Origin of the sequence: Alloactinosynnema sp. L-07, assembly GCF_900070365.1 — a bacterium.
Taxonomy (GTDB): domain Bacteria; phylum Actinomycetota; class Actinomycetes; order Mycobacteriales; family Pseudonocardiaceae; genus Actinokineospora.
The window spans coordinates 5,769,528-5,789,658 of the sequence record NZ_LN850107.1; the positions used below are offsets into that span (position 1 = coordinate 5,769,528).

General features: G+C 66.7%; 14 protein-coding genes. 3 read left to right on the top strand and 11 right to left on the bottom strand.

The window, feature by feature from the left end:
• Window positions 1–116: 116 nt before the first annotated feature.
• From BN1701_RS26210 to BN1701_RS26220, 3 genes are all read right to left on the bottom strand, one after another.
• Entirely contained in the window at window positions 117–698 is a 582-nt protein-coding gene (locus tag BN1701_RS26210; RefSeq protein WP_067520888.1) for a Uma2 family endonuclease, read from the bottom strand.
• 83 nt (window positions 699–781) lie between these two features.
• Window positions 782–1,873, bottom strand: a complete 1,092-nt coding sequence (locus BN1701_RS26215) for an inositol-3-phosphate synthase (RefSeq protein WP_054053177.1) — start codon at window positions 1,871–1,873, stop codon at window positions 782–784.
• Window positions 1,874–1,947: 74 nt separating this feature from the next.
• Entirely contained in the window at window positions 1,948–2,490 is a 543-nt protein-coding gene (locus BN1701_RS26220) for a PadR family transcriptional regulator (RefSeq protein ID WP_054053179.1), read from the bottom strand.
• Window positions 2,491–2,737: 247 nt separating this feature from the next.
• On the opposite strand from BN1701_RS26220, the gene BN1701_RS26225 reads away from it, so the two are divergent.
• Window positions 2,738–3,142, top strand: a complete 405-nt coding sequence (locus tag BN1701_RS26225; protein WP_054053180.1) for a DUF5318 domain-containing protein — start codon at window positions 2,738–2,740, stop codon at window positions 3,140–3,142.
• 262 nt (window positions 3,143–3,404) lie between these two features.
• Here the strand turns inward: BN1701_RS26225 and BN1701_RS36560 are convergent, their stop codons facing one another.
• The gene (locus BN1701_RS36560) at window positions 3,405–3,830 is read right to left on the bottom strand and encodes a hypothetical protein (RefSeq protein ID WP_172803324.1); all 426 of its coding nucleotides are present in this window, start codon (window positions 3,828–3,830) and stop codon (window positions 3,405–3,407) included.
• Between the two features lie 129 nt (window positions 3,831–3,959).
• Here BN1701_RS36560 and BN1701_RS26235 point away from each other — a divergent pair, with 129 nt between their 5' ends.
• Window positions 3,960–6,203 (top strand): transglycosylase domain-containing protein, encoded by a 2,244-nt coding sequence (locus BN1701_RS26235; protein ID WP_172803325.1) that lies wholly within the window; start codon window positions 3,960–3,962, stop codon window positions 6,201–6,203.
• A 239-nt stretch (window positions 6,204–6,442) separates the two neighbouring features.
• Here the strand turns inward: BN1701_RS26235 and BN1701_RS26240 are convergent, their stop codons facing one another.
• The 7 genes from BN1701_RS26240 to BN1701_RS26270 all read right to left on the bottom strand — a co-directional run bounded on the left by BN1701_RS26240 (window position 6,443) and on the right by BN1701_RS26270 (window position 16,059).
• On the bottom strand, window positions 6,443–7,663 hold the full coding sequence (locus BN1701_RS26240) for an ABC transporter permease (protein ID WP_054053183.1): 1,221 nt from the start codon (window positions 7,661–7,663) through the stop codon (window positions 6,443–6,445).
• Entirely contained in the window at window positions 7,660–8,337 is a 678-nt protein-coding gene (locus BN1701_RS26245; RefSeq protein ID WP_054053185.1) for an ABC transporter ATP-binding protein, read from the bottom strand. The genes BN1701_RS26240 and BN1701_RS26245 overlap by 4 nt, the downstream gene beginning before the upstream one ends.
• Window positions 8,334–9,656 carry a hypothetical protein gene (locus tag BN1701_RS26250; protein ID WP_157368228.1) on the bottom strand — a complete coding sequence of 441 codons (1,323 nt, stop codon included), beginning with the start codon at window positions 9,654–9,656 and terminating at the stop codon, window positions 8,334–8,336. Before BN1701_RS26250 ends, BN1701_RS26245 begins: the two co-directional genes overlap by 4 nt.
• Before the next feature lie 14 nt (window positions 9,657–9,670).
• Window positions 9,671–10,582 carry a hypothetical protein gene (locus tag BN1701_RS26255; RefSeq protein ID WP_157368229.1) on the bottom strand — a complete coding sequence of 304 codons (912 nt, stop codon included), beginning with the start codon at window positions 10,580–10,582 and terminating at the stop codon, window positions 9,671–9,673.
• A gap of 63 nt (window positions 10,583–10,645) precedes the next feature.
• Window positions 10,646–11,101: a peptidase inhibitor family I36 protein gene (locus tag BN1701_RS26260; RefSeq protein WP_054053191.1), complete on the bottom strand. Its 456-nt coding sequence runs from the start codon at window positions 11,099–11,101 to the stop codon at window positions 10,646–10,648.
• 492 nt (window positions 11,102–11,593) lie between these two features.
• Complete coding sequence (locus BN1701_RS26265; protein ID WP_054053193.1) at window positions 11,594–12,019, bottom strand: hypothetical protein; 426 nt, start codon at window positions 12,017–12,019, stop codon at window positions 11,594–11,596.
• Window positions 12,020–12,084: 65 nt separating this feature from the next.
• Window positions 12,085–16,059, bottom strand: a complete 3,975-nt coding sequence (locus BN1701_RS26270; RefSeq protein ID WP_157368230.1) for a GDSL-type esterase/lipase family protein — start codon at window positions 16,057–16,059, stop codon at window positions 12,085–12,087.
• 639 nt (window positions 16,060–16,698) lie between these two features.
• On the opposite strand from BN1701_RS26270, the gene BN1701_RS26275 reads away from it, so the two are divergent.
• Complete coding sequence (locus BN1701_RS26275) at window positions 16,699–20,115, top strand: RICIN domain-containing protein (RefSeq protein WP_082860063.1); 3,417 nt, start codon at window positions 16,699–16,701, stop codon at window positions 20,113–20,115.
• Window positions 20,116–20,131 lie beyond the last annotated feature (16 nt).

Here is a 20,131-nt window from a genome sequence, read left to right on the forward strand (position 1 = left end):
CAGTGGGAACGCCGTGGACGGTAAGAGGCGCAAGCCAGAGGAAGCGGACATCGAAGTGAACAGGAAGCGAACAGATCAATCGTTACCGCAGGTCGCGGCCCGCACACGGCTCGCGATCAGAACTCGGTGAGATCCGCGGGATCGAACTTCATGGCGAATGGCGCCATCGACTCGAACATCTGGCCCTCGACAGCTCGCGCCCGCACCACATACTCGCCGTCGATCAACTCAAACAGAGCGACCCACGCCACCCGATTCATGTCGACCTGCATGAAGAAGGGCACGCCTGCCTCGGCGCAGAGTCGCGGCTTGTCGACCATGTCCCGGCGCCTGCCAGCCGCCGAGTTGATCTCGACAGCCATCAACACGTTCTCGATCGGCACCCAGGTCAGATTCCGGATCGGCTCGCGCAGGACCACCAGATCAGGCTGAATCCACGTGTCGGGCCCAATGATCACGCTCAAAGCGGGATAAGCCCGGTGGCCCGCAGCTTTCGCGGGGTCCACGATCTGGCAGTAGAGCTGCCCCATGGCATTGACGCTGCCACTACCCCTGGGTCGCCTCATGATCAGACTGCCATCGAGGCACTCGTACGACGTTCCAGAAACAGCCTGAGGGATTGGCAAGTACATCTCAGCTAACCCGGTTGTCCATTGGCCGTAGAGGTCGACCAGTGGATCGAATGCTTCGGCTACCACCGCTCCAGTATGTCGAACGCATGAGCGAAAGCCACCATCCGGAGATCGAAATCCCCCGATGGTGGCTCTCACTCTAGCTACGTTCAGCGCTCGACGTCGCCCCTGATGAAGGCTTCGACGGCGGCGTGGGCCTCGTCGTCGGAGTACTGCTCCGGCGGGGACTTCATGAAGTACGAGGAGGCCGACAGGATCGGGCCGCCGATACCCCGGTCGAGAGCGATCTTGGCCGCGCGGACCGCATCGATGATCACGCCCGCCGAGTTGGGGGAGTCCCAGACCTCGAGCTTGTACTCCAGGTTCAGCGGGGTGTCACCGAAGGAGCGGCCCTCCAGGCGGACGTAGGCCCACTTGCGGTCGTCGAGCCACGGCACGTGGTCCGACGGGCCGATGTGCACGTCGGCCTTGGCCATCTCGTGCGGGATCTGCGAGGTGACCGACTGGGTCTTGGAGATCTTCTTGGACTGCAGGCGCTTGCGCTCCAGCATGTTCATGAAGTCCATGTTGCCGCCGAAGTTCAGCTGGTAGGTCCGCTGCAGCTCGACGCCGCGGTCCTCGAACAGCTTGGCCATCACGCGGTGGGTGATGGTGGCGCCGACCTGGGACTTGATGTCGTCGCCGACGATCGGCACGCCCGCCTCGGTGAACTTGGCAGCCCACTCCGGGTCCGATGCGATGAACACCGGCAGCGCGTTGACGAAGGCGACGCCCGCGTCGATGGCGCACTGGGCGTAGAAGCGGTCGGCGTCCTCGGAGCCCACCGGCAGGTACGACACCAGCACGTCGACCTCGGCCTCGCGAAGCGTGGCCACGACATCCGCGGGCGCCTCGTCGGACTCGGTGATGATCTCGCGGTAGAACTCGCCGAGACCGTCGAGGGTGTGGCCCCGCTGGACCGTCACCCCGGTCGGCGGCACGTCGCAGATCTTGATGGTGTTGTTCTCGCTGGCCACGATCGCCTCGGAGAGGTCGCGGCCGACCTTCTTGGCGTCGACGTCGAACGCGGCGACGAACTCGATGTCGCGCACGTGGTAGTCGCCGAACTGCACATGCATCAGGCCTGGCACGCGGGAGGCCGGATCGGCGTCACGGTAATAGTGCACACCTTGCACCAGCGACGCCGCACAGTTGCCGACGCCGACGATGGCCACCCGCACGCTGTGGCGGTTCTCGCCCATGCCGGTTCTCCTTCTCGTTTCCCGCCGCGTCTTCAAACGCGGTTGTCCTGACAGCGTTCATGCAGGTCGACGCGTTATTCGGTCCCGCGCTGCTCCTGCTGTTCGTGCGCGATCAACTCGTTGAGCCAACGCACTTCGCGCTCGCTGGATTCCAGACCGAGGCGATGAAGTTCTCTGGTGTACCTGTCGATCTGCTCACCGGCCCTGGCCATCGACGACCGCAGACCCTCGCGCCGCTCCTCGACCCGACGCCGCCTGCCCTCCAGGATTCGCATCCTGACCTCGGCGGGCGTGCGCGAGAAGAACGCCATGTGGACTCCGAAGCCCTCGTCGTCCCACGTCTGCGGACCCGCGTCGGCCAGCAGCGCCGCGAAGCGCTCCTTGCCCTCGGCGGTGAGCTTGTAGACACGCTTCGCGCGCCTGCCCCACGACCTGGCCTCGTCCTCCGGGGCCTCCTCGGCGATCAACCCTTCCCGCAGCAGCCGCCGCAGGGTCGGGTAGAGCGATCCGTAGGAGAACGCCCGAAGGGTGCCGAGCAGGTCGTGCAGCCGCTTGCGCAGCTCGTACCCGTGCATGGGCGCCTCATGGAGCAGCCCGAGAATCGCGAACTCGAGCATGAGGCACCCCCTTTCGGATACCGGCTTGTCCTACTCGTCCACTATATCGCGCCGATACATCCAATGCAGGCCAGCAGGACGCCCTGTGTTCATCGACACGTCAACACCGCAGGTGGCGGCCGGTGCACCGATTCCGACGCATCCCCGCCGGTCAGGACGCCCCGACATCACGACTGTGACGCGTGGTGCATGTCCGCTGCACCGAACGGCGCATCGCCGTGGTAACGGGCCCGCGTACGCTGTCCCCGTGCGAACGCAACGGCAGGTGGTCGACTACGCGTTGCAGCGCAGGGCGCTGCTCGCGGGGGTCTACTCGGGACGGGTCGGCACCTTCGAGGTGTGCGACGCGAACCCGTACCTGCTGCGTGCCGCCAAGTTCCACGGCCAGTCGACCGAGGTGACCTGCCCGGTCTGCCGAAAAGAACAGCTGACCCACGTCCACTGGGTCTACGGCGAAGCGCTCAAACACGCGTCCGGTTCGGCGCGGGCTCCCGAGGAGCTTGCCCGGATGGCGACGATGTTCGACGAGTTCAGCGTCTATACCGTTGAAGTTTGCCGTACCTGTTCATGGAACCACCTGGTGCAGTCATACGTCCTGGGGACAGGGGGCCTACGCGCGCCCCGGTCCCGAAGGAGGACGGCAGCGGAGTGACAGGGTTTCGCATGACGAGACAGCCGTCCTGGCTGCCTCCTGGATCCGCTGCGGATGACCACCGAACGACGCCCCAGATCGGGGCGCCGGTTTGGGAGGCTTTTAAGTGAACGACCACCGTGACCACCGCCGACGTGAGCCAGAGTGGCCCTCCGGCGCCGACCCGGACGCGGACCGGCCCCAGCAGGGCGAGTCTGTCGAACGCACCGGGTTCTGGAGCCCGCTGTGGGAGGAAGACGAGGACTCCGGCGCCGCGGCCCAGTCAGCTGACGCCGACCCCGCCGCCGTGCAGCAGCCCGGGCGGGGTGCTCCTCGGCAGCCCGGACCGGCGGCCCATGGCCCAGGCGGGCGCGGACCCGACGGGGTCGGGCCAGGACGCGGTGGTGCTGGTGGTCACGGCGGGATGGGTGGCCCGAGCGGGCGCGGACCCGGCGCCCCGGTCCTTGGTGGACTGGGTGCCGCCGCAGGTGCGTTTGGCGCGGGCGCGGCGGGCGGCGGCGCGTTCGGCGCGGGTGCGGGTTTCGGCGCGGCAGGCGCGCAGGGCATGGCAGCCGGAGCTGGACCCGGCGGCGCTGGACCGGGCGGCGGTGGTCCCGGAATGGCTGGAGGGCCTGGCATGGCGAACGGCCCCGGCTTCGGCGGCCCGAACGGTCCTGGCATGAACCGCCCCGGTGGGCCAGGCCCGCACGGTCCCGACGCGACCCGGGCGATCCCCGGGCCCGGTGGAAACGAGACGGTGGCGTTGCCCCAAGGCGGCCTGCGGCCCCCGCATGTCCCCCCAGGTCGCCCGCCGCACGACCCCGGTGAGGATCCGACCGTGTATTTGCCGCAGAACCCGGGCCAGGGCCGGTCCGAGCCAGCCCTGCTGACCCACCGCGAACCCGACTACGAAGACAACTACGTGGACAACGACGACTACGGCCCCGACGAGGATCCACTGACCGACGCGGAGAGCAAGCGTTTGCGGCGCAAGAAGATCTGGCGCCGGGTGCGGCGGACGGCGTATGTCGGCACCGCGTTGATGATCATCCTGCCGGTGCTCGCGTTCTTCATCACCTACCAGATGGTCGAGGTCGAGAGCCCCGAGCAGGTCGCCAACCAGCAGGACAAGGTCGTCACGCTGAACTGGGCCGACGGCTCGGAGATGGCCAAGCTGGCCAAGTCCGGCGGCAACCGGATCATGCTGACGTACGACCAGATCCCCAAGCACGTCCTGCACGCGGTCTACGCCGCCGAGGACGCCACCTTCGAGACCAACTCCGGGTTCGACCTCGGCGGCATCGCGCGGGCCGCGTGGAACAACGTCACCGGCGGCGGGGGCGGTGGCTCGACCATCTCCCAGCAGTACATCAAGAAGGCCAGCGGTGACGATGACGCCACGCTCACCCGCAAGTGGGTCGAGGTCGTCAAGTCCTACAAGATGAACGAGACGTTCGACAAACCCGAGATCATCACCGCGTACCTGAACACGATCTACTTCGGTCGCGGCGCCTACGGCATCGCCGCCGCGGGGAAGGCGTACTACGGCGTCGACGATCTCAACCTGCTCTCCAAGTCGCAGGCGGCACTGCTCGCGGGCATGATCCAGACACCGTCGCGACACAAGGAAGCGGCCTACCAGATGGGCCGGTGGGAATACGTCACCGGCCGGATGGTCGCCAACGGCTGGATGACCGAAACCGAGCGCGCCCAGCAGCCGTTCGTCCCGCCCGTCCCCCTGGCGGACACCAAGGGGGAAGGCCTGCCCGGTCCGTTGACCGAACTTCCCACCCTTGTCTACGCCGAACTCAAGGACCGCGGGATCACCGAGGAAGCGATCAAGCGCAACGGCTACAAGATCACCCTGACGATCGACAAGACCGCGCAGGACCTCGCGGAGAAGGCCGTCAGCGAGGTGATGACCGGCCAACCTGCCAACCTGCACCCGGGATTGGTCGCCGTCGATCCCAAGAAAGGCCATATCATCGCGTATTACCCGAGTGCTAACGGGATCGGCACGGATTGGGCCGCGGAGCCTCAGGAGCCGGGATCATCGTTCAAGCCGTTCGACCTCGTGGGCCTGCTCAAGAAGGGCAAGGGACTCTACGAGACGTACGACAGCTCGAACCGAAAGATCCCGCCCACCGCGAAGCAGGAAGTCAAGAACGCGTCCAAGCCTGGCTGTGGGGAGTGCACGGTCGCGCAGGCCATGAAGGAATCGCTCAACGTCGTGTTCACCGACATGGTCTACAAAGACGTCAAGGTCAACGGCGTCATCGATGCGGCGAAGCAAGCGGGTGTCCGCTCACCACTCGACGCCGCGTCGAGCGACCTCAACATCGCCATCGGTGGTGGTCGGACCCAGGTGAGCACCGTTGACATGGCCTCGGCCTACGCGACGTTCGCCGCAGGCGGCATCTACCGGATGCCACGTCTGGTCTCGAAGGTGGAGAACCCGAACGGGTCGATCATCCTCGACGAGACGACGCAGGCGGTATACCAGGAAAAGAACGCGTTCGACGAGAATCCGGACACCAACTCCAAGATCGCCCGAAACGTGACCGAGGCACTTCTCCCTGTTCCGCAGTACTCACACATCGAATGTGCCAGCGGCAGACAGTGCGCGGGGAAGACCGGAACCCACCAGTACGGCGAGACGCAGCACAACTCAAAGGCCTGGATGGTCGGCTATACGCCGCAGATCTCCGCCGCCGTGTCCCTCAGCGGCGACAGCAACGAGCTACGCCTGATCGACGCCAAGGGCAAGATCATCTATGGCGGCGGGCTGCCGGGCAAGATCTGGCAGAAGTTCATGAACAGCTATCACCAGACGAACAAGCTCAAGCAGGAGAACTTCGGCAAGTTCGTCCCGATCGGCAAGGTCGAGTCCAAACCGCCCGCAACGGCGACCGCACCGCCGACGACGACCACCCAACCGTCCAACTCGACCCCGCCGACGACCACGACGGAGAAGCCGACCAAGACGACCGACCCCGACCCGACCACGACGAGCCGGACCAGGCCGACGCGGCCATCGGTGACGACGGAGCCGATCATCCCATTGCCTGGCAACGGCGGATAGCCCTGCACGATCGATCGCCGCCGACCCGATGGCTCTGACCGCGTACACCACTGTCCTGGAGGTGTTTAGAACGGTGGTCGGTTCCTTGTCGACGCTGCTGAGCGCCGAGATCCGCGATGCAATACCCGCATGGGACCCGCAGGATGGGCACCGGTCGTCACCGCGGTGCCGTCGTCCTGGCCAACACGGTCATTCGGCATACTCGCTGCCCACAGGGCGCAACACCCAGCAGCACCGCGTCAACGGCGCAGGGCATCGGTCGGTTCGATCCGGCTGGCACGCCATGCCGGGTAGCACCCGGACAGCAGGCCGATGATCGCGCCGACCACCGGCGCCGGGTACACCACCAGCGGGTCGAGGATCGGTGTCCACCCGCGTTCCAGCGCGACACCCACGACGACCACGATGCCCGTCGTCGTTCCTGCCAGACCGCCGAGCAGCCCAAGCGAGACGCTCTCCAACAGGAACTGCACGCTGATGTCTCGTCTTCGGGCGCCGAGCGCCCGGCGCAGACCGATCTCGCCGACCCGTTCCAGCACCGCCACCAAGCTGGTGTTGGCGATCCCCAGCGCACCGATGACCAGCGAGATCGCCGCCAATCCCACGAACAGGGCGTCGAGGTCCGTGGCCACACCATCGCGGAGTTCGCGCGGGTCTGGCGGGGCAATCACCTCGACTCGATCGGTGGCATCGGGGCGGACGGCGATGCGGGCCTGCCTGCCGACCTGAGGGGCGGCACCCAGCCTGGTCTCGACGAGCATCGTGGTGCGCTCGCCACTCGCGGGCGTTGGACCCCACACCGCTGTCGCCGTGCGCGCCGGAATCAGCACCGACAGCAGGACATCCGGGCGCCGGTCGGCCGAGCCAACCACGCCGATAACGGTGAAGGCCTCGTCGCCGACGAAGATCGCCGGCAGGGCGTCGAGCCGGGTCACGCCCAACCGGGCAGCCGACGCCGCGCCCAGCACGGCCACCCGCTCACCCCGCCCGTCGTGAAACGCGTCGAACTGGATTCCGCCGCTCATCCTGGCGTGGATCGCCGCGAAGAAGTCCGGCGTGGCCGCCGTGACGGCCAAGTCTTCGCCCGAGTCCGCGCCCTGGCGCATCGAGTCCGGTGTCGCGGACACCTTCGCGCCAACGATGTTCGCAGGCCAACTCACCCCGACATGCTCGACGCCCGGCAACTCGGCGACTCGCGCCCTCGCGGCATCGTCAAAAGCGGGAAGATCCAGATCCTGGTCGGAATGCGCCCAGGTCAGCGACACCTCCGTGGCCGCGAGCGCGGTGAACCGGGCATTGATCTGACCGCCCGCCGTCGCGGTCAACCCCAGCACGGCCACGAACGCGGCGATGCCCAGCACGGTCCCGAGGGCGGTCAACACCGAACGCCCAGGACGGCGCAGCACACCATCGACGACCTCGCTTGCCAGGTCGCGGACCCGCACCGTGTTCCGGGTCATGAGGTCACCATGCCGTCTCGGACCCGGATGGTACGGCGGGCGCGCGCGGCGAGGTCGCGGTCGTGGGTGATCACCACGACCGTCTGTCCATCGCGGTTGACCTCCTCCAGCAACTCCACGATCCGCGCCGAGGACTCGCCGTCCAGGTTGCCAGTCGGCTCGTCGCACAGCAGAAGACTTGGGTCGGAGACCAGCGCCCGAGCGACGGCGACTCGCTGCAACTCGCCCCCGGACAGCACACCACCGGCTGCGTCCGCACGACCGGATAACCCAACCCGATCCAGTGTCGCCAGCGCGGTCGCCCGCCGATCGGACCTCCGCTTGCCCTGGTAGAGCCCGCCCAGCATCACGTTCTCGACGGCAGTGCGGTTAGGGAGCACGTGGAATGACTGGAAGACGAACCCGATGTGCGCGGCACGCAGCGCGGTGCGCCGGATGTCCGGCAGGCTCGTGGTCGGGATGCCGTTCACCAGATACTCACCGCTCGTGGGCCGGTCCAGCAACCCGACCACATTGAGCCACGTCGACTTCCCCGAACCGGACGGGCCGGTCATCGCGACATACTCACCGTGCGCGACGCGCAGGTCGTGCGGGCGCAGCGCCTCGACGACAGGTGGGCCGCTGTAGGACCGGGCAACGCCCCGCAGCTCGATCACCGGAACCTCCCCGGTCATCGACCGATCACCACCCGGTCGCCCTGTGCGAGCCCGCCCGCGGCAGCGGAGACCTCGACGTACCCGCCCCCGGACACGCCCGCGGTGACTACGACTTGTTCCTCGCGCCCATCGGTGACTCGGATGACCACCGCTCGCCCGTCCGTGCGGGCGGTCACGGCGGACAGCGGCACCACCAGCACCTCGTGGTCGGTGCTGGCTGACACGACGGTGAGCCGCACGTTCTCGCCCGCGAAGTCCGGGGACAGCGGCGAGGTCGCGTGCACGACGAGCTCAGGTCGGGTGTCGGACCGCCCGTCCCCACCAGGTGCGGGCAAGGCCTGGCGCCCGTCGCCGCCTAGTCCCGCCGTCGCGTCGTCACCGATATCCGCGGCGTCCTGAACGGAGACAACGGTTCCGTCCACCGTCCGCCCCCGCTGCTCCGAGGTGATCTCCACCGGCTGTCCGGCGCGGACGAGCCGGGCGTCGCGGGACTCCAGCCGTGCCCGCACCACGAGACCACCGCCTGCCAGCGTCAACAACTCGCCGCCGACCTCACTGCCCATGCGCGCCGGACGCGAGGCGACCCGCGCGGGAAGCACAGGCACGAACGCGATCTCCCCCAGCGATACCTTCGGCCCCGACCGGGACTCCAGGTCAGCGAGGTCCTGCTCAGCGTCGGTCACGGCCTGCCGGGCGGCGTCCCGGCCCTCGGGCGGGGCGGTGGCGTGGGCCTGACGTAGGTCTCGAATCCGCCGCTGAGCCTGCGTCAGCTGCTGTGCCTCGCCCTCGACGGTCGGCAGCGGCGTGTAGCCCGCGTCGCGGTACAGCGCCGTGATCGCGGTCTTGGTGCTCGGGCCATACAGCCCCTCCAGGTCGCTGATCCGGTAGCCGCGGGACCGGAGCCCCCCCTGAAGGATCTTGACGTCCCCGCCCCGGGTCCCCGGGGTGATGTCCCGGTATGCAGGGGCCGCGCCGGGCAGCACGATCACTGGGCGCCCGGAGACCTCGCCGACCACATCCCCCGCCACCACTTCGCGGCCAACCTCGCCGGGAAGTCGCGTCACCACGGGTTTCGCCGCGCCCGCGACCGACGGCGCGGACACCGCGAACGACTGCTCCGAACCGACCTCGCCGCGCAGCACGACCGTGGTGCGAACCGCCCTGTGCTCCACCACCGCGGTTACCGGACCCGTGACAGGCGGCGCCGCGTCCGCGGCGACCTGTGCGGGAGATCGCACGTACCGCGCGCCGAACAGCGTCCCTCCACCCGCCGCGACCACGACGACGACCACGACCACCAGGCCCCGACGACGAGGATCACCCCACCACACCGACACCACGGCCCTCCCGCCTACTTGCCCGCCGAGACGATCTCCACGGCCCTTCGCAGCCGCTCGGCCATACCGTCCTTGTACCTGCGCAACCCCTCCGCGTTTTGTTCGACCAACCGATTCTGGTAGGCGCTGCGCACCGCGACCCACGTCCCGGTCACGTTGAACCTGTTGCGGCAGGCCACATCAGTGCGCGCGGTCGCGATCTCGGCCGGAGTCGGCGCCGTGCCCCCGAACGCTGGGTCGTCGTTGGCTCCCCACGGGTTCCGGTAGTGGTAGCCGGATTCCGCCATGCACTTGCTCCACTGGTCGAACGCGACCTTCAGCCTGCTGTCCGCCTCCGCGAGGTCGTTGGACTTCGCAGCCAGCCCGATGACGAAGTTCTGATCGCCCATGCCCGCCGGGTTGTCCATGGACCCACCCAGCATCCGGGACACCTCACCCTGGCAGCCGCCTTCTGGAACATCGACCCCATTGAGCTGGGACTGACCCTTTCCCGAGATGACGTTGACCATCGCGGACGGCATCGGCGCCTCCTTGGCCTTGGCTTCGCCAACCTTGCGGGCCTGGTCCTCTGCCGCGTGGTTGTGGTAGCCGTACTTGGCCGCGTCGGAATCGTCGACCACACCCATCGCCCTGTCCGGATAGTCCAGAGTCAGTCGGGCCGGTGGCGCGTAGTCGAAACCGAACCGCTTCAGGCAGTCACGCAGCAGGATGTCACTGGCCCGGTCCGCCGACAGCCGCTGCTCCGGCGTGACCAGATAAGAGTCGAGAGGGAAACTCACCCCGGCCCGATCGGTGATCACCGGGATCGTCCCCAGGACAGGTTCACCCGCGGCGGTCGACGGAGGCGCCGTGCCACATCCCTGGATGGCCGCGACGCCGACCACGGTGACGACCACCGCCATCCACCTCGTCTGTCGAACACTCATGTCTTGGCCCCCAAAGGGTCGGCCACGTGCCCGGCTCGCAGGCCGGGCACGTGGTGAGGTCGGTCAGGCGGAACCCCAGGAGTGACTGGAGGCCTTATCGTTGGCCGAAGAGGACACCCCCGACCCGCCGCACTCGTTGCCGATGTTGCCGACCCACGAGCAGTCCCAATCGTTGTAGCCGCCCGCGACCCAGAGCTGCTGGCTGTATCCGGCGTGCTCGTAGGAGTGGACGTAGTGGTACGTGCCGGTGCCCGAGTTGATCCATGCGCTGGCCACGTCATTCGCGGTCGAGTGCACGAATCCGTCGTCGTCGACGCAGGTGTTGGTGACTACGTTGTAGTTGCTGTAATTGGACTTGAAGCCGCACTCGTCGCCGCCCCAGCCCGCGTCCTTGTAGATGCAGTAGTAACCCACCTTGCAGTTGGGCTTGGCACTCGCGGTCCCGGCCGCTCCCACCATCACACTCGCCACGCTCAGAGCTACCGCGGCGGCCGCGGCGATCCGCTGGACAACACTCATCGATTCTCGCTCCCTTGATTGTCAAGGACGACCTGGTGCCGCTTTTCTGACACCATCTCTCACCAGGATTCGGACGTGCCACCACCATGCCCGCGATCCGCGCGCGCATCCCAGAAAGGTGTCACGAACCAGGCCCGCCAGGCCATTCGGCCTGAACCGGACAGGTTTGCCACCGATCCCTAAGACCGGATCGGCACATATTCTCGGCTGGACGGCCCCCAGGTCATCCGTCGTTTATTATCCCCAGTCGTCCACCCTTGGCGGACAAGCAAACATTACCTGTCAGACCATATCCAACGCAAGACAACTTGACCCAGGGAATCCGCGTGCGCATTCAATTCAGAGTGAACATAATTCGAAGATCAGGTCGCACGCGATCACGTCGGCGTCGGTGTGGTAAAGCCGCAATGAAAGCGTCGAGGCTCAGCCGCGTAGCCTTGCCAGCGACCACGTGGATCCACAACAACGCCAAGGGAGCAGAATTACACGACACTAGTCCAGGGGTACGGTCGGGATGCCACCCTGGCCCGGTATCGCCTGGTCGTCGCACGCGGTGTCGTGCACCTCCGCCCTCGGGTTCACGCCGCGCGTGCCCGTGACCTCGACGCACACCCGCACCCGCTCGAAGACCTGCCCGCCCGCGACCCCGGACCCGACCCCCTGCGCCGCGATCGCCACGCGCAACCGGACCCGCCCACCGTCCGACTCTTTGCCGAACAGCGCGAAGTCAGGCGACGTGGGCAGTTCGGACTCCAGGTACGCCAACAGTTCCACATCGCCGGACGGCGCGGCGGGGGCTGACAGCATTCCGTTCACCTTGTCGGGCAACGCTTTGGCCCGACTCCGCGCGAGTCCGGTGGCCTCGTCCCTGGCCTGCTCGGTTCCCGTCGCGCACCCGCCCGAGAACAGCACCCCCACTGCCAGAACGACGGCGAGGCTCGGGCGCGACGGCCGTAGCCGCCATGCCCGAACCCGCCGCGGGCTCACAGGCCCATCGCCCTCAGGGTCGAGGTGTAGACGTTCGCGAACAGCTGCGCACCTTCGATCTTCGGGTGCATCGACTGTTGCGACGGCAGCGGCAGGGTCTCTTCCCCGCCGGTTCGGTTCCACGGCGCGATGATTCCATGGATCGACTCAGGGTCGCCGCAGACGCCCTTGCCCGCGAACGCCGACCTCGGGTCGCCGAAGGTCACATACGGCGTGCTCGCGTCGATGTTCGCTCTGTTGACCGCCAACATCAAGTGCTGGTTCAACAAATCGCCCATGTCATTGATCCACGGCGCTTCCCCGGTGCCGATTCCAGGGATGCACTGCCCGTTGCCTTCGAGCAGCCTGGGGTAACCCATCAGAATCACCTTGGCATTGGGCGCCCGCAGGTGGATTTCCCGCAGAGCGATCACCACCGAGTCCGCGACCGGTCCGGCGACCAGTGCCGGCACCTCCTCGCCTGCCGGGCGGTTGGTCCCGTCGAGCACGGTGTCCTGACACAGCGATAGTCCGGCGTAGATCACGCACTGGTTGAGCACGTCGACGAATCTGGCGTCGTTGCCACCGACCGACAACGTCACCAGGGTGGTGTTCTCATCGAGATAGCCCTGATCCATCTGGGACAATTCGCCCCACGCCGTGGTGCCTTGCTTGCCGAACGCGTTCGTCGGCTTGGCCGGTGGAGCGGTGTAATAGGGCAGCAGGTTCTCCGTTCGCGCACCGGAGCACGCAACCATGTGGTAGTCGACGTTCGCATCCCACAAGTCGGCCCGCTGGCCGATCGTGCTAGCGGTGTTGTCGGCCAGCACACCGCTGCGCGACCACGCGCGCCACGAGCGGTGACAGGAGTTGCGGGCGGTCGGCACATTCCCGTTGTTGTCAGTCTCGGCGTAGTAGTCGACCCCGGCCTGGTTGGAGGCACCCTCACCGGAGGCGTACGAGTCGCCCATGGCCACCACGATGTTGCGGGGCTTGGCGGCCAGCGGCTGGAAGGCCACCGCGTCGAAGGCGATGTCTTCGCCCTCGATCGGCTTGACGCCGTCATCACCGTCGTACGTCACGCTCGACAGTCGCACCTTGGGCGTGCCCGCGAACTGAAACACCCCGAGGGAGATCCACTTGTCGGCCATGACCCGCTGGTTGACCACCCTGGTCTTCTTCACACCATTGCCCAGGTCGATCTCGTATTGGGCCTGTTGGGTGTGCGCGCCGTGGCTGGGCAGATGCACCAACACCCGGCCCCACTGGTTGAGGGTGCGGTTGAGCGTCCACGTCCCGCTCACCCGCATCGAGTTGCCGCGCACCGCAGCCACCCGGGTGTGGGCGAAGTAGAAGTGGCCGTAGAACCCGGCGCTGATTTGGTGGAAGTCCACCTTCGAGGGGTAGTTGCCCGCCGCGTCGGCACCGAAGTCGAGACTGAACGTGCCCTCGTTGTTGAAGTTGCGCGTGCAGTTCGGCCGGATCGTCTTGCCGCTGTTGGGCATGTCGTCGACGATCAGCGCTCCGGAAGGCAGGCCGGTCAGCTGGCAATTGGGTGGGTAGCTGAACCCGTCTTCCTGGTAGGCATAGCCGGGATCGAATCGCAGTAACTCGTTGCCACAGCTGTAGCTGCAGTTCGACTTCCACGTCGACGACTGGTGATACCAGCACTTGAGGTCGATCTGGGCGGACTCATTGAGGTGGTGGCACGGTCCGAGCGGTTCATCGTCGACCTCGGGCGCATCCGGGTCGAACGTGCCGCCGGGCTGGCAGCTGTTGGAGCTGTCGCAGAACTGGGTGATCGGCGGCTTCACGGCTGCCCGATTCTGCACCGAGGTCTGGGCATCGCCGTTCCACCACGCCGCGCGGAAGCCGGAAACCGGCCTGCCCGGCCCCTCCAGGCCCTCGATGGGGTGCCCCGCCCAACCCATGACCTTCTCCGGATACGGCCAGTCGCCCGGGTGCGCCGCGTCGGCGTAGCTTGTCTCAAGGAACGGCGAGCGGTTGGCGGGGTAGTGCGGGTTCGCAGGATTGTTGAGCCACCCAAGGCCCCAGGCGCCTGAGTTCACGGCCGCGGCGGATTGCGGGTAGAAACCGGAGTTGTAGGCCCATACCGCGTAGAACCAGTTCTCGATCTTGGCCGGATCGCCGTTGTTGACAGCCATCCCCGCCCCCTTGGTCTGATTCCACTTGTCCTGCAGCACCTGTAGGCCCGCTGCGACGTTGGTGGCGAAGTCCAGGGCGACCGCACGCTGGGTCTCGTAAGGCCACGCGGTGTCGTTCGGCCCCTTCTCTCGGCCCGCCATGCGCATGTGGTCGGTGATCTGGGTGACGCCGTAGCCGCAGTCGGCATCGGTGAAGTCGATCGCCCAGTCGTTGTTCGGGTCACCATCTGGCTTGAGGTTGCGTCCCCAGTAGTTACCGACCAGCGGGTTGCCACCGACGCCCGCAATGGTCTCCGCGGGCGCCATCCACATGTTGGATTCCTGGGCGATGATGCCGAGGAACACCTGCGCCGGGACCCGGCCGCCGCCCAGCAGCGCGCGTCCGGGAAACAAACCTTGCGGCGTGTAGGCAGGCATGCCCAGGTTCTTCCAGTCCGCAGGCCGCTGGACGTTCAGCGAGTTGGTGATCGCCTGATCGACAGCCCACTCGACCTGCCGAGGCTTCGGCTGTAGCGCCTGGTTCTTGATGTCGTTGACCGGGACGGAGCAGTACCGCTCGGCCTCGACCGGGTCACTAGGCGACCCACCCGAGGCGATCGCGGTCTTGGTCGAGACGTCGAGCGCGGGGTGTGCCGCGCCCGCCCCGGACCCGTTGGCGACTGACGGCTCGACGGTGAAGGTGGCCCGCTGATTTGTCGACCGAACGGACATCTCCACTGAAATGGGCTTGGTGAACACTGTCGGATCCTCGGAAGGCGCGGTCCGCACTGATGTGATCACCGACGTGCCGAGGGTGGACACCACGGCGTCCTTCGGCGCGGCGATCCGCTGCACCGACGCGGGAAGCGGCGTCGAGCCGCTTACCTCGCCGGTGAGGAACACCCGACCACCCGACCCGCTGGTGACGTTGACGCGGTCGAGTTTGCCGCTGCCCAGCAGCGTCGACTTGGCCCGCCCACGGGACGTGGCGTCGACCCGTCGGACCGAGGCGGTCTCACCGTCACGGTCCATGAATACGACCCCGCCGTCGGCGTCCGCGGCGAGCCGGAACGGCACTCCCGCGGCAGCGGCCAGCGTGGTCGCCTTCCCACCGTCGTCAATGCGAACCAGCCTGCCGTCGTCCGCGCCGACGATCCCGCTCTTGGTCGGCACCGCCGAGGTCAACTGCCCGGCCACGGTGATCGGCTTGGCCACCGACCCCTTGGCGGCGTCGACCCGGTAGATCCGGGTGGCAGCTTTGGTCGTGCCGCCCGCCTGGGTCACCAACGCCTCGTTTCCGGCGCCGCAGGACGGGCTGTAGTACGCGAGCGTGCTGGTGAGCGGCAACTTCGTCACCGCGCCGCTGACCAGATCGACAGTGGCTACCAAACCGCCGCGCTGGAACAGTTTCTCGTCGTTGGTGGCCGTTCTCGGCGCGTAGGTCACGACGGCCTTGCGGCCGTCCCCAGTGACGCACGAGTTGCCGATCCACAGGTCGGTGGTGACCCCGTCTTCGGCGAGAGTCGTCACCGTCCGCCATTTGTATCCGGTGTTGGCCTCCGAGACCAAGACGTGCAGGCCCTGGCTGTCCCCGGAAGTCACCACCGCTCGGTCCGTCGAGCGCTGCCAGTCCTTACCCAACACTTTCGCACGCTGGGCGATCGGGATCTCATCCGGCGCTGTGACGGGGACCGCGGGCGGCACCTGATCGACTGCCGCGCCGGGATCTTGTGGAACTGCCTGCGCGATGGAAGGCAGCAATGACTGGACCGCGACTGTGAGGGCGCAGACCAATAATGGCGTTGTCTTCATTTGTCTCCCCAGTCCCAGGTTAGGCCCCAGTCCCAACCTTGGGTAACGGCATCGTAGGGCCCGCGAACCCGATCGCGCCAGGAATTCGCCCGGTCGGACCAACTCGTACAGCTCGGCCCGGGGCGTCGCCCAGAGGTGTCGAAGAGCCCCAAAGCCGCGTACCAAGCACCAGACAAATGCGATTCTTCAACCTGCGCGGGTGGCACACAATTGACTTGACTTGACGTGGCCGAGCCAGGTATGCGGTTGACGTTTGTGATCATGTTGTCAGCGAACCGGATCCGACGCCGACCTGAGCCTTGACCTGGCCTGAACTGGCCCTTCACGTGGATACCCACCCTTCCCAGTTGCCCCCATGAGCACGGGGCGGGTTCGTTTGCTGTGATCGGGAACACTCGCACAGGTATCTTTGGGAGCCTTGTGCGCCCGGGAGCAGGTGGTGTTGAGTACTGAATGATCTCTAATTAGAGGTCGCCACTGGGGACTGGGGAAATACAGCTTTCAATTGAATAGAACTTGAACCATGCCGGAGCATCTCCCGGCATGGTTCATAATGCTGCCGACCCCGCTCCCACTGGTGTCTGAATCTCGACAGACTAGGGGAGTTTGTTGAAGCATCAATTCCGACGACACAGAACACGCGCCGCGTTCGCCGCGGCACTTGCTCTGTTCGCGATGAGCCCATCCGTCGCGGTGGCCGCACCGAATCCCGACGGGCTGCCCGGCCCAGCCGCCGAACAGCGGGTGGCGCCGCCGACCGAACCGTCGGCGGTTCCCGCCGACCAGCGCGGCAAGGCGCTCGGCAAAGACTGGCAGAAGTCCAACGACCGACTCTGGACCACCACCGGCGACGCCGACGGGCTCCATGTCATGGTCGCCGAGGCCAAGACCGGCTACACCTGGCGAACCGTCGCGACACTGAATCAACCGTCGGTCGACACTGACCGCTGGATCGGCAACGCATGCGTCACCGGCTCGGGCAAGCGCGCCGTCGTCGTCTACGCGCCGCGAACCTTCACCAACAAGCACGACCTCGCCCGTCGTGGCGGTTTCACAGCCGTAGTCGACCTTGAGTCGGGTGCGGTGACCAAGCTCAAGATCCGGACCAGCCTGGCGTACTTCAACCCGGGCTGCGGCGTGGACGAACAGGTCGCGCTGACTCAGGAGGGCGACGAGGACCTCGGCCGCACCGGCCTGCTACGGCTCGACACGAACACGGCCGCGGTCGGAAAGCGGGTCGAGGTCCCAGGTCAACTGACCTCGGCGGTACCGGTACCGGGCGGTTTCGCCGCCGCGGCGATCAGTGGCGTGGTCACTGTCAACGAGGCGGGCACGATCAAACGGCTCGCAACGACCAAGAACGTCCCGGCGCGCCTCACCCCCACAGCGGACGGAAAGATCGCCTTCGCTGAAGTCGACAACGCGACCACCGCCATCAAGCAGACCGCGGCCGTCGGCCAAGCGATCACGACCGGTCCCGCGCCCGCGGCCACCGTTCTCGCGACCGGCCGCACCGGCGAACTCTCCGTACGACACGGCGCGGCGGGCAAGGCGTTCATTACCGGATCCGCGGCGTCGCTGGCCGCGCTGCCCACGGGAGTGACAGCCGTCAACGCGCCCGCCGACGCCGAGGTGTCCACCCTCGGCGAGTCAGCGGTGACCCAGATCGAGAACGCGGCGGTGTCACAGCAGACCGCACGCGACCTCGCCGCGCCGCGACCGGTACACATCGCGGCCAAGAGCCTGCGTACTGGCGCGCAGCTGGGATTCACCGTCGACCCGGCCGACAGGGTGGCTCCCCGCCAGCAGGACCTCACCGATCCGGGCGCCACCTGCGCGGTCAAGCGCAATGACGCAATGCGGCCGGTGCTCCAGCCCAAGCCCAAGCAGGTGGAGTGGGCCGCCGACATGGCGGTGAACGGTGAGTTGCTGATCGAGCGACCCGCGAACTGGCACCGCAACGGCATCGGCGCCTACCGGCCGCAGGTGATGTTCCCGCCCGTTGCCCTCACCGGCGGCGGCAAGGTACCGGCCCAGGTCCTGTTGGGCATCCTGGGACAGGAGTCGAACCTGTGGCAGGCCAGCCGCTACACCATGCCCGGTGACTACGGCAATCCGCTCATCGGCAACTTCTACGGCGTCGACATCTACAACGAGACCCCGGCCGATGACTGGACGATCCGCTGGGACAAGGCCGACTGTGGCTACGGTGTCGGGCAGGTGACCGACGGGATGCGCACGCCTGCCGCCTCTCCGGCGAACAGCCCGGCTCGCCCCGCGAATCATCAGATCGCGATTGCGACCGACTACGCGGCCAATGTGGCCGCGGGGCTGCAGATCCTGGCCACGAAGTGGAACCAGATCCAGGCCGCGGGCATGCAGCTCAACAACAACAATCCCGCCAAGCTCGAGAACTGGTTCCTTGCGATCTGGGCCTACAACTCCGGCTACCACCCGCCTGGCGAGACCGGCGCCAACGGTGCGGCTGGGCTGGGCTGGCTGAACAACCCGGCGAATCCGAGGTACGCGATCGACCGGCAACCGTTCGGCAGCAACCCGCACGACTTCGCCACCCCGCAGCGGTGGCCCTACCCGGAGAAGGTGCTCGGCTTCGCCGCCAACCCGCCGTCCGGGTTCGAAGCGCCCGGTGTCGAGGTCCCGTTCTTCCGTGCGGCCTGGTGGAACGGCACGACGGGCAGTGCGACGACGCCGGGTTCGGCGAACTACAACCGCGCTCGGGTCAAGCCTCCCGTGTACACCTTCTGTTCAGCCTCGCTCAACAACTGCGACCCGGCGAACCCGGTCACGCCCAACGCTCCCGAGGTGGTCGGTGAGCCGACCGGACCATGCAGGCACGTCAACGCGGCAGGCCAGTACGACCTCAAGTGCTGGTGGCACAGCAGCCAGATTTGGAAGGAGGACTGCAACTACACCTGCGGCAACCAGTTCATCAGGTATGACTCGTCCTATGCGAACGCGGAGCCGCAGGACGGCGTGAGCCATCCGCCCGCTTGTGGCGCGACCGGGCTACCGGTCGACGCGCTCGTTGTCGACAACCGGCCTCGGGAGGAGAGTTCGCTGCGGGATCCGATGTGCAAGCGTCCGAACTTCGCCGACGGCACCTTCAAAGTCGACTTCAAGAAGGACGCCGCGGGCCAAGACCCCGGGAAGATCGATCTGCATCAGTCGAGCAGTGGATACGGCGGTCACTACTGGTTCACCCACACCAAGGAATACAACGACACCAGCCTGCAGGCGACGGCGACCTGGACCCTGGGCCGGACGCTGTCATCGCGCGCGGAGGTCAAGGTGTTCATCCCGGCGTGGGTCCGGTCGGGATCCAACCGGCAGACCGTGGCCTACACGGTGCACTCGGCCGACGGAAATCAGCACGCCTGGGTCGATGTGACCTCCTTGTCCGCCGATACCTGGGTGTCTCTCGGTGTCTACAAGTTCAACGGACAACCATCGGTATCGCTGACAACGTCCAATGGAGTCGACAACGAGCCGAGTCGGCGCATCGTGTTCGACGCGGTGGCGTTCATGCCGAGCGCCGAGCCGTGGCCCGACGAGATCAAGGTCCGGATCGTCCACGACTCGACGCAGCACTGCCTCGCGGTACGCAACGGCGCCACGTTCGACGGCGCGTACACCGAGCATCGGTCCTGCACGGGCTCATTCGAGGAGATCTGGGGAATGCGCGCCGTCCGCCAACGAACCGAGGTTCTCAACGGCGCGCCATACTCGGTGTTCGACTACACCTACCGCAACCAGAACAGCGGCAAGTGCCTTGCCATCAAGGACGGCGACACTCAGTCGGGTGCGGTCGCGGTCCAGGACAATTGTGACCAGATCGACAACAGGCAGCTATGGAAGGTCTACTCGTCGTCACCGCTCGTCGGCGGCGAGACGTATGGCCTCAAGAACTTCAAGAGCAACCTGTTCCTCGGCACCTTCCAGTGTGCAGAGGCATCCGGGCTCACCCCCGCACAACTGGCGTGGCCTGACGGATCGCCCTACAACTGCCCGAATCCGAATGATCCGAACGACGTCCACGACACTCGATTCTGGAAGACCGCGGTAATCCAGTAACTCGCGTTCGTGACTC

Coding starts and splice junctions, on each gene's coding strand:
- BN1701_RS26245 (WP_054053185.1), bottom strand. CDS start 8,337: ATGACCGGGGAGGTTCCGGTGATCGAGCTGCGGGGCGTTGCCCGGTCC.
- BN1701_RS26215 (WP_054053177.1), bottom strand. CDS start 1,873: ATGGGCGAGAACCGCCACAGCGTGCGGGTGGCCATCGTCGGCGTCGGC.
- BN1701_RS26260 (WP_054053191.1), bottom strand. CDS start 11,101: ATGAGTGTTGTCCAGCGGATCGCCGCGGCCGCCGCGGTAGCTCTGAGC.
- BN1701_RS26275 (WP_082860063.1), top strand. CDS start 16,699: ATGAGCCCATCCGTCGCGGTGGCCGCACCGAATCCCGACGGGCTGCCC.
- BN1701_RS26255 (WP_157368229.1), bottom strand. CDS start 10,582: ATGAGTGTTCGACAGACGAGGTGGATGGCGGTGGTCGTCACCGTGGTC.
- BN1701_RS26240 (WP_054053183.1), bottom strand. CDS start 7,663: ATGACCCGGAACACGGTGCGGGTCCGCGACCTGGCAAGCGAGGTCGTC.
- BN1701_RS26220 (WP_054053179.1), bottom strand. CDS start 2,490: ATGCTCGAGTTCGCGATTCTCGGGCTGCTCCATGAGGCGCCCATGCAC.